The 15229-nt window shown below is 55.3% G+C and carries 13 protein-coding genes and 1 riboswitch; of the genes, 2 read left to right on the top strand and 11 right to left on the bottom strand.

Annotation, left to right across the window (positions count from 1 at the left end):
* Positions 1 to 11 precede the first annotated feature (11 nt).
* The 5 genes from T260_RS134795 to zapA all read right to left on the bottom strand — a co-directional run bounded on the left by T260_RS134795 (position 12) and on the right by zapA (position 5431).
* Complete coding sequence (locus tag T260_RS134795) at positions 12 to 419, bottom strand: DUF350 domain-containing protein (protein ID WP_015375560.1); 408 nt, start codon at positions 417 to 419, stop codon at positions 12 to 14.
* A 14-nt stretch (positions 420 to 433) separates the two neighbouring features.
* Positions 434 to 2788, bottom strand: coding sequence for an endonuclease MutS2 (locus T260_RS134800; protein WP_023633480.1), 2355 nt, complete (start codon positions 2786 to 2788; stop codon positions 434 to 436).
* Positions 2789 to 2808: 20 nt separating this feature from the next.
* Positions 2809 to 4533 carry a DNA polymerase/3'-5' exonuclease PolX gene (polX, locus tag T260_RS134805; protein ID WP_011232168.1) on the bottom strand — a complete coding sequence of 575 codons (1725 nt, stop codon included), beginning with the start codon at positions 4531 to 4533 and terminating at the stop codon, positions 2809 to 2811.
* A gap of 90 nt (positions 4534 to 4623) precedes the next feature.
* Complete coding sequence (locus T260_RS134810) at positions 4624 to 5163, bottom strand: CvpA family protein (RefSeq protein ID WP_011232169.1); 540 nt, start codon at positions 5161 to 5163, stop codon at positions 4624 to 4626.
* A complete protein-coding gene (gene zapA / locus T260_RS134815) occupies positions 5156 to 5431 on the bottom strand; it encodes a cell division protein ZapA (RefSeq protein ID WP_011232170.1) in 276 nt (91 codons plus the stop codon). Before zapA ends, T260_RS134810 begins: the two co-directional genes overlap by 8 nt.
* A 111-nt stretch (positions 5432 to 5542) precedes the next feature.
* On the opposite strand from zapA, the gene rnhC reads away from it, so the two are divergent.
* Positions 5543 to 6478 carry a ribonuclease HIII gene (rnhC, locus tag T260_RS134820; protein WP_023633478.1) on the top strand — a complete coding sequence of 312 codons (936 nt, stop codon included), beginning with the start codon at positions 5543 to 5545 and terminating at the stop codon, positions 6476 to 6478.
* A gap of 619 nt (positions 6479 to 7097) precedes the next feature.
* Here the strand turns inward: rnhC and T260_RS134825 are convergent.
* The 3 genes from T260_RS134825 to T260_RS134835 all read right to left on the bottom strand — a co-directional run bounded on the left by T260_RS134825 (position 7098) and on the right by T260_RS134835 (position 11622).
* A complete protein-coding gene (locus T260_RS134825) occupies positions 7098 to 7763 on the bottom strand; it encodes a type 1 glutamine amidotransferase domain-containing protein (RefSeq protein ID WP_023633477.1) in 666 nt (221 codons plus the stop codon).
* Between the two features lie 245 nt (positions 7764 to 8008).
* Positions 8009 to 11173, bottom strand: coding sequence for an MMPL family transporter (locus T260_RS134830; protein ID WP_023633476.1), 3165 nt, complete (start codon positions 11171 to 11173; stop codon positions 8009 to 8011).
* Positions 11170 to 11622, bottom strand: coding sequence for a MarR family winged helix-turn-helix transcriptional regulator (locus T260_RS134835; protein WP_011232174.1), 453 nt, complete (start codon positions 11620 to 11622; stop codon positions 11170 to 11172). Before T260_RS134835 ends, T260_RS134830 begins: the two co-directional genes overlap by 4 nt.
* 277 nt (positions 11623 to 11899) lie before the next feature.
* On the opposite strand from T260_RS134835, the gene T260_RS134840 reads away from it, so the two are divergent.
* Positions 11900 to 13180: an alkaline phosphatase gene (locus tag T260_RS134840; protein WP_014196496.1), complete on the top strand. Its 1281-nt coding sequence runs from the start codon at positions 11900 to 11902 to the stop codon at positions 13178 to 13180.
* A gap of 311 nt (positions 13181 to 13491) precedes the next feature.
* Here the strand turns inward: T260_RS134840 and crcB are convergent, their stop codons facing one another.
* From crcB to modA, 3 genes are all read right to left on the bottom strand, one after another.
* A complete protein-coding gene (gene crcB, locus T260_RS134845) occupies positions 13492 to 13842 on the bottom strand; it encodes a fluoride efflux transporter CrcB (RefSeq protein WP_011232176.1) in 351 nt (116 codons plus the stop codon).
* Positions 13842 to 14231: a fluoride efflux transporter FluC gene (locus T260_RS134850; RefSeq protein WP_014196497.1), complete on the bottom strand. Its 390-nt coding sequence runs from the start codon at positions 14229 to 14231 to the stop codon at positions 13842 to 13844. Before T260_RS134850 ends, crcB begins: the two co-directional genes overlap by 1 nt.
* 45 nt (positions 14232 to 14276) lie before the next feature.
* Positions 14277 to 14339, bottom strand: a riboswitch (Fluoride riboswitch).
* Positions 14340 to 14387: 48 nt separating this feature from the next.
* Positions 14388 to 15179 (bottom strand): molybdate ABC transporter substrate-binding protein, encoded by a 792-nt coding sequence (gene modA / locus T260_RS134855; protein WP_023633475.1) that lies wholly within the window; start codon positions 15177 to 15179, stop codon positions 14388 to 14390.
* Positions 15180 to 15229: the final 50 nt, after the last annotated feature.

Genomic DNA, 15229 nt, shown 5'->3' with positions numbered 1-15229 from the left:
GTTGTTCCCCTTTACTGAATGCCTTCGCCGATGACAAACGACAAGCCGACGGAAATCACCATGGAAATCAAGCCGACGGCCCGGTTGTCATTGGCAATTTCGTCATCAATATTGAATTTCGGCGTCAAAAATTCGTAAATAAAGTACGCGGCGAGCAGAAGCAAAAACCCGTACAGCCCCCAGCCAATCATCGACGGCAGCGACTCATGGCGGGCGAGCGCATAGCGAAAAATGTTGGCGATGCCGAAAATTTTCCCGCCGGTTGCCATCGCCACCGCCACATTGCCTTTGCGAATCTCTTCCCAGTTTTTGTACTTCGTCACCAATTCAAATACGGCTAAAAAGACGACGATGCACAACACGGCGACGCTGAAATTGGCCGCCGTTTTCACCATGTCGTGCTCCCAAAACGACGCCATTGCCATCGCCCCCATCATTTCAGTTCAACGATCGTCACCCCGGTGCCGCCTTCATTCGCCTCTCCGAACCGGAAGCTTTTCACCGCCCGGTGTTGTTTTAAAAACTGCTGCACTCCTTGGCGGAGCGCGCCCGTCCCTTTGCCGTGGATGATCGAAACGCGCGCATATCCGGCGAGCACGGCATCATCCAAGTATTTCTCAAGGCGAATGAGAGCATCTTCGTACCGTTCGCCGCGCAAGTCAAGCTCGAGGCTAACATGGGCGTCCTTGCCTTTCACCGTCGCAATCGGCGTCACATCTTTCGCCGGCGCGCTGCCGATATACTCCAAATCACGCTCATGAATTTTCATTTTCAAAATGCCGAGCTGCACTTGCCATTCGTCGTCCGACACTTTTTCGATCAAGTAGCCTTTTTGGTTGAGGCTCGTCACCTTCACTTCATCACCCGGCTGGAACACATGGCGTGAAGCAGCCTTTTTCGCCTTTTTCCGCTTCTCCACTTTCGGCATAGCGGCAGCGAGCCGCTGTTTCGCCTCGACGAGCTCATGCTCTTTCACTTCCGCCTGCTTTTCTTTTTGCAAGCGGCGCAGCTCGTGGATGATCCGCTCGGCTTCGCGTTCCGCGGCGCGGATGATGTCGGCTGCTTTTTGCGTTGCTTCCGCCAGCCGCTCCGCTTTTTCTTCTTCGAGCTCTTCCCATTTTTGTTCCCATTCGGCGCGCAGCCGCTCAGCCTCCTCCAGCGCCGCGCGCGCCCGCGCTTCATCTTCCTCCGCTTGCTTTTTGCTTCGTTCAAGCGACGCGATCATGTTTTCGACGTTATGGCTTTCGGCGCTCACTTGCGCTTTCGCCCGCTCGATGATGCGTTCATCAAGCCCAAGGCGGCGCGAAATATCAAAGGCGTTGCTGCGGCCGGGGATGCCGATCAACAGTTTATACGTCGGGCGGAGCGTTTCGGTGTCAAACTCGACGCTGGCATTCACGACGCCGGGGCGGTTGTAGCCGTACGCTTTCAATTCGGGATAATGCGTCGTCGCCACCGTTCGCGCCCCGCGCCCGTGCACTTCATCCAAGATGGCGATGGCGAGCGCCGCCCCTTCCTGCGGGTCGGTGCCAGCCCCAAGCTCGTCAAACAGCACAAGGCTTTCACCATCGACATGGCGCAAAATGTCAACGATATTGACCATATGGGACGAGAACGTGCTCAAGCTTTGTTCGATCGACTGCTCATCGCCGATATCGGCGAAAACGGAACGGAACACCGCCGCTTCCGATCCGTCGGCCGCCGGGATGAACAGCCCCGCTTGCGCCATGAGCGTCAACAAGCCGATCGTTTTTAACGTCACCGTTTTTCCGCCGGTGTTCGGCCCGGTGATGACGATCGTCGTATAGTCGCCGCCCAATTCAATATCATTGGGCACCGCCTTTTCTTGATCCAGCAGCGGATGGCGTGCCTGCAAAAAACGAAGATAGCCTCGGCTATTGACCGCTGGCTTCGCGGCTTGCAACCGGCGGGCGTATTTCGCCTTGGCGAACGCAAAATCAAGCGCCGCGAGCGCTTCGACCGTCCGCGCAAGCGGCTCGGCCTGCTCAGCGACTTTTGCCGAAAGCTCGCGCAAAATGCGTTCGATTTCTTGCTTTTCTTTCGCCCGCGCTTCGCGGAGCGCATTGTTCAACTCGACGACCGCCTGCGGTTCAATAAACAGCGTCGCCCCGGACGCCGACTGGTCGTGGACGATGCCGCCGTAGGCGCCGCGATACTCTTGTTTCACCGGGATGACATATCGGTCATTGCGGATCGTAATGATGGCGTCCGACAGCCGTTTTTGCGCCGACGGCGAGCGGATGATGCTCTCAAGTTTCTCGCGGATGCGCGCTTCCACTGACCGAATTTGCCCGCGCAGCGAGCGGAGGCGGTCGCTTGCGGCATCCAGCACTTCGCCATGGTCATCGATCGAGCGGCGAACGTCATGCTCGAGTTCCGGCGCTTCAGCCAATGTGTCCGCATAACGGAAAAGCCGCTCAAGTCCGCCATGCTCGTCATAGAGACCCGCGATCAGCCGCTTCATTTGCCGGCTTGCGGCCGAGGTGGCCGCCACTTCAAGCAGCTCTTGCGGGCTGAGCGTGCCGCCGATCGCCGCCCGCTTGAGATGCGGACGGATGTCGACTACTCCGTCAAGCGGCACATAGCCAGCAAGCCGCAAAACAGCGGCGGCTTCATCCGTTTCGTCAAGCCAGGCGGCCACCTCCTCCAAGTCAGAAGACGGCATGAGAGCGTCGATTTTTTCCAAACCGAGCGGCGAGGACGCATGCTCAGCCAACTGCTCTTTCACTTTATCAAACTCCAAGGTGTGAAGCACTTTTGGTTGCACGTATCTGACCCCCAGCTGATTCATTTCTTTCGTTTGTCGTGCAAAAACTGTTGCAGCTTTTCAAGCGGCCATGTGTTGATGACCGTTTCCTTATGGATCCAACCTTTTCTTGCCGTCGCTACGCCGATCGCCATATCCTCGAGCATGTCCAAATGGTGGGCGTCCGTGTTGATGGCAATGTACACCCCCGCTTCCTGGGCTTTTTTCACGTAGGCCGCCGACAAGTCGAGCCGGTTTGGGTTGGCGTTTAACTCAAGCACCGTGTTCGTCTCCGCCGCCAGCTCGATGAGCCGCTCGATATCGACGTCATAGCCGTCGCGCTGGCCGATCAGCCTTCCGGTCGGATGAGCAATGACATCGACGTACGGGTGGCGAAGCGCCGCCTCAAGCCGTTTCATGATCGTCTCGCGCGGCTGTTTGAACGCAGAGTGAATGGCGGCGATGACAAAATCAAGCTCCTTGAGCACGTCATCGTCGTAATCGAGCGTCCCGTCCGGCAAAATATCCATCTCAATGCCGGCCAAAATCGTAAAATCCGAATAGCGCGCGTTCAGCCGCTCAATTTCCTCGCGCTGGCGCCGCAACCGATCCGGGGTCAAGCCGTTGGCGACTTTCAAATAGTGCGAATGGTCGGTAATGGCGATATACCGATAGCCGCGGCGGCGGCACGCTTCGGCGAGCTCCTCGAGCGAACACGCGCCGTCGCTCCATGCCGAATGCATATGCAAGTCGCCTTGGATATCGTCAAAATGGACAAGTGGATCATCAGAAGAATATCGATCGACTTCCGTGCCATCTTCACGCAGCTCCGGCGGAATGTACGGCAGCCCGAAATGGGCGTAAAACGCCGATTCATCGGGGAACGTTTTCACCTTGCCTGTCGCTTGGTCTTCCACGCCATATTCGCTGATTTTCTCCCCGCGCTCTTTGGCGAGCTGGCGCATGCGCACATTATGGTCCTTCGATCCGGTAAAATGGTGAAGCGCGGTCGCAAACTCGTCCTCGCCGACGAGACGGAAATCAGCCGCAATTTCATCATCATACTGAAAAAGAAGCGACACTTTCGTCTCCCCAGCGGCGAGCACTTCGCGGATGCGCTCAAAGCCGAGCAGCCCGTCGCGCACCTCGGCCGGACGATCGGTAGCGATGACATAATCCAAATCTTTCACCGTTTCGTTCAAGCGCCGCAAGCTGCCGGCCCGCGAGAAGCGAATCACGCCATCAAGACAAGCGAGCTGGCGTTCAATGTCCGCCGCGATCGCGAGCACCCGGGCGAGCGGCAGCCGCTCGGGGCGTTTGCCTGCCTTTTCAATGGCCGCAAGCAGCTTTTCTTCCGTTTTCGCGCCAAAACCGGCAAGCGCGCGCACTTTTCCAGCCAAGCACGCTTCTTTCAATCCGTCCATATCGACAATGCCAAGCTCCTGATGCAGCTTGGCGATTTTTTTGCCGCCAAGCCCCGGCAGTTTGAGCAAGGCGAGCAGCGTCTCCGGAACATCGCGTTTTAGTTCATTCAGCACCGACGACGAGCCGCTCTTGATAAATTCGGTGATGATCGCCGCTGTGCTTTTGCCGATGCCAGGGATGGCGGTAAAGTCGCTAATTTCCGCGAGGCTCCTCTCATCCGCCTCCAACGCGCTTGCCGCCTTGCGGAATGCGTTCACTTTAAACGGATTCTCCCCTTTGATTTCCAAATATAACGCAATCGTTTCCAACAGGCGGATGACATCTTTTTTGTTTATGTCCATGCCGTCCCCTCTCTTTCCAACATCACGGCCACATTCCAGCAAACATAGTCATGAATCGGTGAAAGCGTTTGTCGTCCTTCAAGCAGGTCATCAGACGCGGCCATGAATCCACCAGTTGCCAAGCATCTCCGACAACACCGGCGTATGTTTCACAATCACGGTCGCCATGAGCGAATGCTGCAGCTGCTCCTGCACGCTGTCAATCGGCACGAGCGCCCCGATATACAAAAACAAAAAGACGAGCAAATACACTTCCGCAAATCCGAGCGCCGCCCCCGCCAGACGGTTGACGCTGCGCAACAGCGGCAGCTGGGCGACGAAATCGAGCATCGAGCCGACGATTTGAAGCACGATTTTCACCACAAAAAATAAAAGTGCAAAGGAAATCGCCCGATAATAGGCATCGTCTAAATGGGTGCTCTGAAACAGCAGCTTCATCGTCTCCGGATCGCCGAACGTCGGATATGGAATCCAAAGGCGCAATGTCGGTACAAACCGCTCATAATACTGATAAGCAACGAAAAAGGCAATGAAAAACCCGGCCATATGAATGAATTGGAGAATAAAGCCGCGCTTCAGCCCGATCATCGCCCCCAGCAACAGGACAAACAGCAGCACGACATCAATCATCGCGTTCCCCATCCTTCTCCTTCTTCAGCTGTTCACGAAGCCGGTTGTATTCTTCCTTTAACTTCAAATACTCACTGGCAATATTGACGGCCGTCAAAACGGCCAGTTTCGGCACATCGAGCATCGGATTTTTCTCACTGAATTCATGCATTTTATCGTCAACGAACGCCGCCACGAGCCGGATATGGGCTGGGCTTTCCGCGCCGACGATCGTGTAGTCTTGACCATAGATGCGGACGCTCACCCGCGTTTTTGGCTGTCCTGTCAAACTTTCTCCCCCATTTCGCAAAATCCTACTGTTTATCATATCATGAACGCTGGTATAATGGAAAGATGCGACACACAGCGACGATAGAGAAGATAAAGGAGCGATCGAACATTGTCAAACTATGTGATTCAAGCCGATCAACAGCTGCTTGACGCCTTGCGCGCCCACTACCAAGACGCCTTATCCGACCGGCTTCCGGCCGGAGCGTTGTTTGCCGTCAAGCGCCCGGATGTCGTCATCACCGCCTACCGCTCAGGCAAAGTGCTGTTTCAAGGGAAAGCGGCGGAGCAAGAAGCAGGGAAATGGATGGTGAAGAGGGGGGCTGATCCAGGCAAACGACAGGAGAGAGAGACCGCCTCGCCCCCATTGGAACATAGGCTCGAGAAGCTTTCTGCCATCGGTTCGGATGAAGTCGGCACCGGGGACTATTTCGGCCCGATCGTCGTCGCCGCCGCCTACGTTGATCGGTCGCATATCGCCAAAATCGCGGCGCTTGGCGTGAAAGATTCAAAGCAACTAACGGACGAGGCGATCCACAAAATCGCCCCCGCCATCATGGAAACGGCGCCGTATGCCGTCACTGTGCTTGATAACGCCGAATACAACCGCTGGCAGCGAAGCGGAATGCCGCAGACGAAAATGAAGGCGCTGCTTCACAACCGGACGCTCGCGAAACTTGTTGACGCCATCGCGCCCATCGAACCAGAAGCGATCATCATCGATCAGTTTTTAGAACGCGGCTCGTATTTCCGCTGCCTCGCTGATGAAACGCGCATCGTAAGCGATCGGGTGCATTGCCTGCCAAAAGCAGAAAGCGTGCACGTGGCTGTCGCCGCCGCCTCGATCATCGCCCGCTATGTGTTTTTAGAAGAGATGGAGCGATTATCCCGCACCGTCGGCCTTTTGCTCCCGAAAGGCGCCGGCGCCATCGTTGACGAAGCCGCGGCCCGGATCATCCGCGAGCGAGGGGAAGAGATGCTCGAGACGTGCGCCAAGCTTCATTTTGCCAATACGAAAAAGGCGCTTGACATCGCCAAGCACCGGTAATTGTTTCAATCACATCCATGGGAAACGGCAGCGTTGGCTCCGTTGCACAGGTCGACCCGTAGTAACTGAACGACACCGTTTCCCATCCTTTCCACATGTTTCGTTTTACGTATGAAGAAAATGGCTTTTCATCCGCAAACAACCAAAAGGCTGTCCCCACCCAGCCTAGTGAGCCGGGATCATTAGACGGCCTATTCTGCCGCGCCATCGATGGCCTTCGATTTTTCCGTTGCTCGTACAAAATAATCCATTCCAGCAGAACGTGAATGAATTGTAATCCCGATACGGTACGTCAAAATATCCCTTATCTTCATCAGTCGTCCGGGATGCCGCCCCATTAAGCACTGTCAGTTCTTCGGAATTTTGTTTTGGTGTAAAAAATCGATTGCAGCTTCACTACCTTACCATGACAGATGAAAGTCCAAAAACGCTTACGATATCAATACATAAAAATGGTTTGCTAACTGGTGGTCGACAACATACGTGGTGAACCGAAAAGAGTTCTCCACAAACTCTTGACTGACCGGGATTCATTTCCGGACAACGGCCAGAAAATCGTGCCAAAAAAACAAGACGCGCCAAAAAAGCAGCGTCTTGTCACAAGTTCAGCCGATATCGCTCACGCCAGTTCTTCCAGCGCGGCGACGACTTTCTCCGCCGTGCTTCGGCTTGATTGCGGGTTTTGCCCAGTGATCAAGTTGCCGTCGCGCACCGAGAAATCGGTCCACTTCTCGCCGCGGACGAAATTCGCCCCGCGCAGGCGCAAGGTGGACTCCAACAAAAACGGCATATGGACGTCAAGCCCGACTTCGCGTTCTTCTTCGTCTGTAAACGACGTGACCGTTTTTCCTTTCACAATCGGCGTACCGTCTTTGTATGTGGCGTTCACCAGCCCTGACGGACCGTGGCAGACAGCGGCGATGATCCGGCCGTCTTCGGCAAACTGCTGCAAGACGTATTGCAGCGTTTCATTGTCGGGAAAATCGAACATCGTCCCGTGTCCACCGGGAAGGAAAATGGCGTCAAACCCGTGTGCATCGTCTTTGCTTAAGCGCGCTGTATGTTTCAGCGCTGCTTCCGCCTCGGCCCAAGACGGGTCTTTTTCATTGATGCTGCGCGGGTCAAGCGGCACATCACCGCCTTGAATGCTCGCCACTTTCACGTCATACCCTTTTTCTTTAAACACCAAATACGGCACGGCAAACTCTTCAAGCCAAAGCCCGGTTTTATGGTCGTCGGTGATCGTCGTATGGTTCGTCACCACCATGAGCACTCGTTTCGTCATGGCGTCATTCCTCCTTTAGGTTCTGGAATGTTCTCTATCACTCATCATACCTTTACATTGGGCAAAAACGGAAAAAATATGCTCGTGAAATAGAATCATGATTGAGGGGAATGAATCACTGGAAGATGATCAAGCAACACGAACAGAACGTACATTCTCTTGATTAGAAGGTCGGCATCCTTTCCGTTCTCCCTAAAAAAGAACGCCGCTTCCTAGATCTTGGGAAGCAGCGATGGCCCGCCTTCTTAACTAATTTTTTGTTGTTCCAGTCCGGTTGTCTCGCTTGCCAGCTGCCGAAACGGCCACCAGTTCGCGCGGCCGAACGTGCGGACCATGACCGGCACGAAAAGCGGCAGGACGACGAGGGCGTAAAGCAGGAGCCCTGTCAGCACAATCGTCGCAATTTGCAAAAGCGACAAGACGCCGGACGGATACATCGCGGCGAACGTTCCGCCCAAAATGACGGCGGCCGAGATGATGACCGTCCCCATATGGCCCATCGCCGACAGCATCGCTTCCTTCACCGGCCGGCCGCGGTATTCGTTGAACCGATCCATGAGGAAGATGCTGTAGTCGATGCCGAGCGCCAAAAGCAGCACAAAGGCGAAGAACGACACCGCCCAGTTCAAGCCGGCATAGCCAAGGCCGTTGACGAAAATGAGCTCGGTGACGGCCATCGACGTGTAATACGTCAACACGAGCGACAAGATCAAATAAAGCGGCATGATCAGCGAACGGAGCAGCACCGCCAACACGATGGCGATGCCAATGAGCATAAGCACCGCGGTATGCCGATAGTCAGCGTTCGAAATCGCCTGCAAATCGGCGTACGTGCTGGTGACGCCGCCGACAGCGATCGTCGCGTCTTCCCACTTCGTTCCTTTCACTGCCCGTTCGGCCGCGGCGCGAATGTCATCGATGCGGCCGAGCGCCGATGTTGAATACGGATTTTCTTTTAAAACGACGTCGAACGTCACGATGTGGCGGTCTTTCGACATATACGCGTCTTTCGCCTGCGCAAAGTCTTTGCTTTCGCGCGCCTCTTTCGGCATGTGCCAGCCGGCCATTTCTTTCTCCGGGGCCGATGACAAATCGGCTAAATACGTTTCCGCCGTTCCGAGGCCGTTCGCCACTTTTTGAAGGCCGGACGCGCTTTGGTCCAAGCCATTTACAAGCTGGCCGAGCTGGCCGCCAAGCGCGGAGAAATGCTCAAGCAATTGGCGCTGGCCGCCGTTCACTTGCTCAAGCCCTCGGGAGAATTGCGGCAATTTATCAACCGCCTGTTTCTGACCGTCGGCCGCTTTCGTCAATCCGGCTTCGAGCTCACTAAGCCCGGCAATGACTTGATCCAAGCCGCCGTTGACCGCCGCTTGACCAGCCGCGAGTTGGGCGAACGATTCGTTCGCTTTCGCCAAACCGGCGCGCGCCTGCTCAAGCGCCCCGTTCAATTGCGTGAGGCCGTCCGCCATTTGTTTCGTCTGGCCGGACAAGGCGGCAACCGTCATTTTTGCTTGTTGGTATTGCCCATCTTGACGGAGTTCCGGATGCGACTGTTCGACTTGCCCGAGCATCGTCTGCACGGCGGCAAGCTGAGCGGCGACAGCTTTTAATCCCGCTTCGATTTGCCGGTACTGGCCGCTTAGCGCCGACAGTCCTTGTTCCGCCTGCTTGTAGCCGTCAAGCAGCTGCGTGGCGCCTTCCTGCAGCTTTTTTGCATTGTCGCGAAGCGTCACTAAGCCGTTTTTCAGCTCACCGGCGCCCATTGCTCCCCGGCGCACCCCTTGTTCAATTTGACTGAGACCGGTTTGCAGCTGGCGCAGGCCGTCTTCAAGCCGCTCCGTTCCGGAGACGAGCTGGCCGACGCCGGATGACGCCTGCTTCAGCTGCGGAGCGGACGAGGACAACTTTTGGCTTGCCGCCTCAAGGCCGGAGCCGATTTTCTCAATGCCCTCTTTGCCGGCGCCAAGGCCGCTTTTCAGCTGTTTCGCCTGTTCGGTGACATACAGCTCCTGAATCGGCTCTCCCGTCGGACGCGTCGCCGAGCGGACGCTCGCCACGCCATCAACTTTTTCGATCTCACGGCTCATTTTCTCAATCAACGCCAGCCCTTCTTCCGAATCAAGCGGCTCTTTGCTTTTCAATACCACCTGCGTCGGCATGGCATCTCCCGGATTGAAATGATCGGCAATGATGTCAAACGCTTTGACGGAACGATAATGATCGCCGATCTCTTCCATGGAATCAAACGACAGTTTGCCATCATACGTCGCCAACACCGGCACGGTCACGACAGCGACAATCGCCAGCGCCAAAAGCGGACGGGCGAACGCAAATCGGCCAGCCGCGAGCCAAAGCCGGCTTTGCCCATGCTCGAGCTTCCCCCGCACCGGCCAAAACAGCTTCTCGCCAAGCACGGCCATGAAAAACGGCACAAGCGTCACGAGCGCCAAAAGCAGCACCGCTACCCCAACGGCGACGGCCGCCGCCGATTGGTACAGCTTAAACGTCGACAAACCGATCGCCGCAAAGCCGATCATGACGGCAATGCCGCTTGCGGCCACCGTTTTCCCAGCCGTCCGGTACGTGGCGACGATCGCTTCCACCCGATCGCCGCGTTTCGCCAGTTCTTCTTTAAACCGGCTCAGCAACAAAATGCAATAGTCGGTCCCAATGCCAAACAACACCGCGACTAAAAACGTTTGCGTGAACGTCGACAGCGGGAAATTCACTTTATCTACTAAAAACGCAACGACCGACTGCGAGACGACATACGTCGCCCCGACCGCGAGCAGCGGAATGAGCGGCGCCACCGGCGAGCGGAACACGGCGAGCAACACAATTAAAATAAAGACGACCGTGATCCCTTCCGTTTTCTTCACGCCTTCCTGCGAGCTCGTCACGACATCTTCATCGATCATCCAGCCGCCGGTGAAATAATGCTCGACCTTGACGCCATCGACCGCTTTATACAGGGCGTCGGTCAATTGCTTCGCCGTCCGCCCGGCCGGGTCGATGCTGACGGAAATGAGCATCGTCGTTCCATCTTTGGAGATGAGTTCTTTTTCCAACTCCCGGCTGGCAAACGGCGAGACGATGTTCGTGACATGAAGTTCCTCTTTTTTCTTTTCGAGCGCGTTTACCGCCCGTTCAATCTCTTTTTTATCGTCCGCCGTCAGCCCGCCTTTTTGGTAAAAGACAAGCACCGCGGATCGTTCATTTTGTTTGTTTTCCTGGCCGTTTGCCTCTTTGATCAATTTTGCCGCCAATGACGATGAGTAGCCGTCCGGCACGCTCAGCTGCCCTTTTTCCCTGACAAGCTCGCCCATGTTCGGCGCGGTCATCACAAGCACCGCCGCCATGATGATCCACGCCGCAAGCACAAACCATCTTCCTTTGATCATCGCCCTCATTTCGCTTCTTCCACCTCCTGCAGCACGCGGGCCAACCGTTCATACGTACGGATGAACGTTTCGATCTCCTCCTCTGGAAAGCGGGCGATCACTTCTTCGACGAGCCGATAGACGCTGCGGTCCATTTCCTCTACCCATGCTTCCCCCTGCTCCGTCAGCGATAAGACGATGACGCGCCGGTCGTTCTCGTCACGGTCGCGGCGCAGCCAGCCTTTGTCGACGAGGCGATTTGTCATCGCCGTCACCGCGCTTTTGTTCACGCCAAACATCGCAGCGAGCTCCGTTGACGTGCACGCCCCCCGCCTGCGGATGTAGCGAAGCAAATAATATTGATCGTGCGTCATCTCTTCGCAAAGACTGCCTTTGACAAGCGCCGCTCCGCGTTTCATCACGAGAAACGACACGGACAAATAGCGGTCAATCCACTCATCGATGTTTCGTCCCGGCATTGATTCACCTCCGTTTGTTTCATGATTGCACAATCAACCAGATGCTCTCTTGCACGGCGGCATTTGTCCATTTAGTTCAACTGTTGAACTATTAGTAACGATACCAAGGAAAAAAGAAAAAGTCAACGAGGAATGTTGGCAAAAGAGAACCCATTCTGTCGCCCCATTCGAATAATAAGGAAATGTTTTCAAAACGATTACATGGCATTCACGAACACTTAACATCCAGCTTGTACGATAAAGATGACAAAATCATCTGAAAAGGGAGAGGAGAACGATGTTCCAATCGAAACGCCGCACGGCTTTGCTCATCGCCGTGCTGAGCGCCGGACTGGCGCTGCATCAAGCCGGACAAGATGCATGGGCCGCCCCAGCGAAACAATCGAAGCCGTCTGAGGTGAAAAATGTCGTCCTTTTTGTCGGCGACGGCATGGGCACAGCGCATCGCAACGCCATTCGCCTTGCCACAAAAGGGATCGCTGGAGAATTGGAGATGGACGATATGCCATACAGCGGGCTTGTCCATACGAACTCCGCCGACTCGAAGTCATTCATCACCGACTCCGCTGCGGCGGCGACCGCGATCGCCTCAGGCGTGAAAACGTACAACGGCGCCATCTCTGTTGATCTGCAAGGAAAACCAGTGGAAACGATTTTGGAACAAGCAAAAAAAGCCGGCAAGGCAACAGGGCTTGTCACGACCGCCCAAGTGACGGACGCCACGCCGGCTGCGTTTGCCGCCCACACCGCCAATCGCTCTGCCCAAAGCGACATCGCCAAGCAATACATCGAACAAACGAAAGTGGATGTCATTTTGGGCGGCGGGGAAGATTACTGGTATCCTGCTGGAAATCCTGGCTATTACCCCGACCATCCAGCCGAAGATCCGGAAGAAGCAAGCAAAGGCACGCAAGGAAACTTGGTTGAACGCGCCAAGCAGCTCGGCTACACGTACGTCCGCACCGCCGATGAGCTGAAACAAGCGTCCGGCCGCAAGCTGCTTGGACTGTTTGCCAACGAAGAAATGTTCCAGCAGCGCCCCGAAGGAGAAGGAGATGTGTACAATCCCGTTGTGCCGCTGCCCGATATGACAAAAAAAGCGCTTGACGTGCTGTCGCAAAATAAAAAGGGCTTTTTCCTCGTTGTCGAAGAAGAAGCCATTGATGAAATGAGCCATGAAAACAACGGATCGCTCATGATCAAAGCGGGCCAGCAGCTTGACGAAGCGGTCGCCGTAGCGAAACAGTACGCCAAGCGCCATCGGGATACGCTCGTCCTCGTGCTCGCTGACCATGAATGCGGCGGCTTGACGATCGAAACGCCGGGCGGCACGGATGAGTCGGGAGACGGCAAAACGATCTCCGGCGAAGACGGTCCGTTTCCAATTGCCCGCTCTACGCAAACGTTCGCCCTCGACTGGACGACAACAGGCCACACCGCCGCCGATGTGCCGCTGACTGCCATGGGCCCGGGAGCGGAGCGATTCACCGGCATTTATGAAAATACGCGCATTCATGACATTCTCGAACAATTATTGTTTGGAAAAAGCAGAAGATAACGCCATCCGTGTTTCGAACGTTGTCCTTCATCGATCTCCGTTTCCCCGCGAACGAATCGTTTGCGGGGAAGATTTTTCTATCCATTCATCCATACTGATTGCCTAGAAGGGCGATGAAAAAACAATCATTCCTGCAAATCGGTCATTTTTGATCAAAGAGAAAAACAGATTTTACAAGGCTTATCAAATTGAAAAACACTGTTGTTGATTCACATTTTTCATTCAATCACCAGCCCTCTAAAAGCAAGCCAAGAACGTTCTTTTTCACAATCAACTAATTAAGAAACAATGCTTGTTTTTCGGCGCTGCGGTCACCGCCCCACGTGATAGCCAAGCCACGCGAGCCAAACGCCACACAAATACGTAGCCGCCAAATAAACGACAACCTTCGCCCATTGGCGTTGCTGCATCATTTGCACGCTTTCCCATTTTAAGGTCGAAAACGTGGTGAACGCGCCCATAAAGCCCGTGCCAACAAGCAGTTTTGCGGCATCGGCGGCGCCGCTTCCGGCGAGCCAGCCGAGCAAGAAGGACCCAAGCAAGTTGACAATGAGCGTCCCGAGCGGAAAACGCGGCGAACGCCGAGCCGCCCAGCGGCTGACGAGATAGCGGGCCATGGCGCCGAAAAAACCGCCGATCGCCACAAACAGCGGTGCGTACATTATCCAATCCCTTCCTTCCGTTCCGGTTGAGCGGCGGCATATCCAGCCCATGAGGCGAGCAACCCGCCAAACAGGCTGGCAGCGATATAAACGGCCGCCATGCCAAAGCGCCCTTGTTCCATCAATTCCACACATTCAACGCTAAGCGTCGAAAACGTCGTATACGAACCGACGAACCCGGTCGTTACGGCTGTTTTCAGCCATGGCGGCCACGCGGGGCGGCGGGTGAACATCACGGTGAACCAGCTGAGCAAAAACGAGCCTGTCCAGTTGATGAAAAGCGTCCCGAGCGGAAAGCCGCCGACGGCGGCGGCGGGAACAACCAAACCGAGGCCATAGCGGACAAGCGTGCCGATCATGCCGGCGATGCCGACAGCGAGATAGACCAATAAGGACCCCTCCTTCCAAAAATGAACAGACTCCTGCCGCTTCAATTTGCAGCAGGAGTCATCAGCCGGAAGCCGGCGGTTATGGCGAACTCCATCGCCTATTCGATTGGCATCGCCTTTATTTTACCATATATCCCCTCCCAATGGGAAGCAGATTCAACGGCTTGGTCGGAACCCGTGTTGTTCGAATATTTGGAGCGCTTGTTCGCTCGTCAAATAATCATACAACTCCCGCGCCTCCTTGAGATGTTTGCTCGTCTTGACAACACCAAGCGGATAGACGATCGGGTCGTGCATGCCGCTTGGCACGGAGGCGGCGATCTTGATTTTGTCCGACACGAGCGCGTCCGTCCGGTACACAAACCCGGCGTCGACGTTTCCGGTTTCCACGTACGTCAGCACTTGACGAACGTCTTTCGCGTAAACAAGCTTCGCTTTCACCTGCTCCCACAGCCCCGCCTTCTCCAACGTTTGTTTGGCGTACATGCCGGCCGGCACCGACTCGGGGATGCCGATCGCCACTCGTTTGGCGCGGGTGATGTCATCGAGCGACTGAATCGCCTCTTCTCCTTGTTTCGGAACGATGAGCACCAGCTCGTTGGCGAGCACGGTTTTTTCGTGTTTGGAATCGATCAGCCCTTCCTTTTTCAGTTCCTCAAATGGCTCGGCAGCCGCGGAGAAAAAGAGATCGACCGGCGCCCCTTCGGAAATTTGTTTTTGCAAGGCGCCCGACGCGCCAAAATTATATTGGATGCGGATGTTCGGGTGCTTTCGTTCAAACGCCGTTTTCGCTTCTTCCAGCGCTTCTTGCAGACTGGCCGCGGCGGAGATAGTGAGCTCCACTTTGTCCGCCGATTTCGTTTGCCCAGCCCCCTCTTTCGAACCGCTGTCGCAGCCATACAAGCCGAACAACAAGACCACCGCGACAAGCCATGCCATTTTTCGCATCTACATCCCCCTTATCTCCATTTAGATTTTTATATGTAATGATATCTAAT

This window comes from Geobacillus thermopakistaniensis (assembly GCF_000498995.1).
Classification (GTDB): Bacteria; Bacillota; Bacilli; order Bacillales; family Anoxybacillaceae; genus Geobacillus; species Geobacillus thermoleovorans.
The sequence above is the reverse complement of the archived record's forward strand: the minus strand, read 5'-3'. Positions and strand labels throughout refer to the sequence as shown.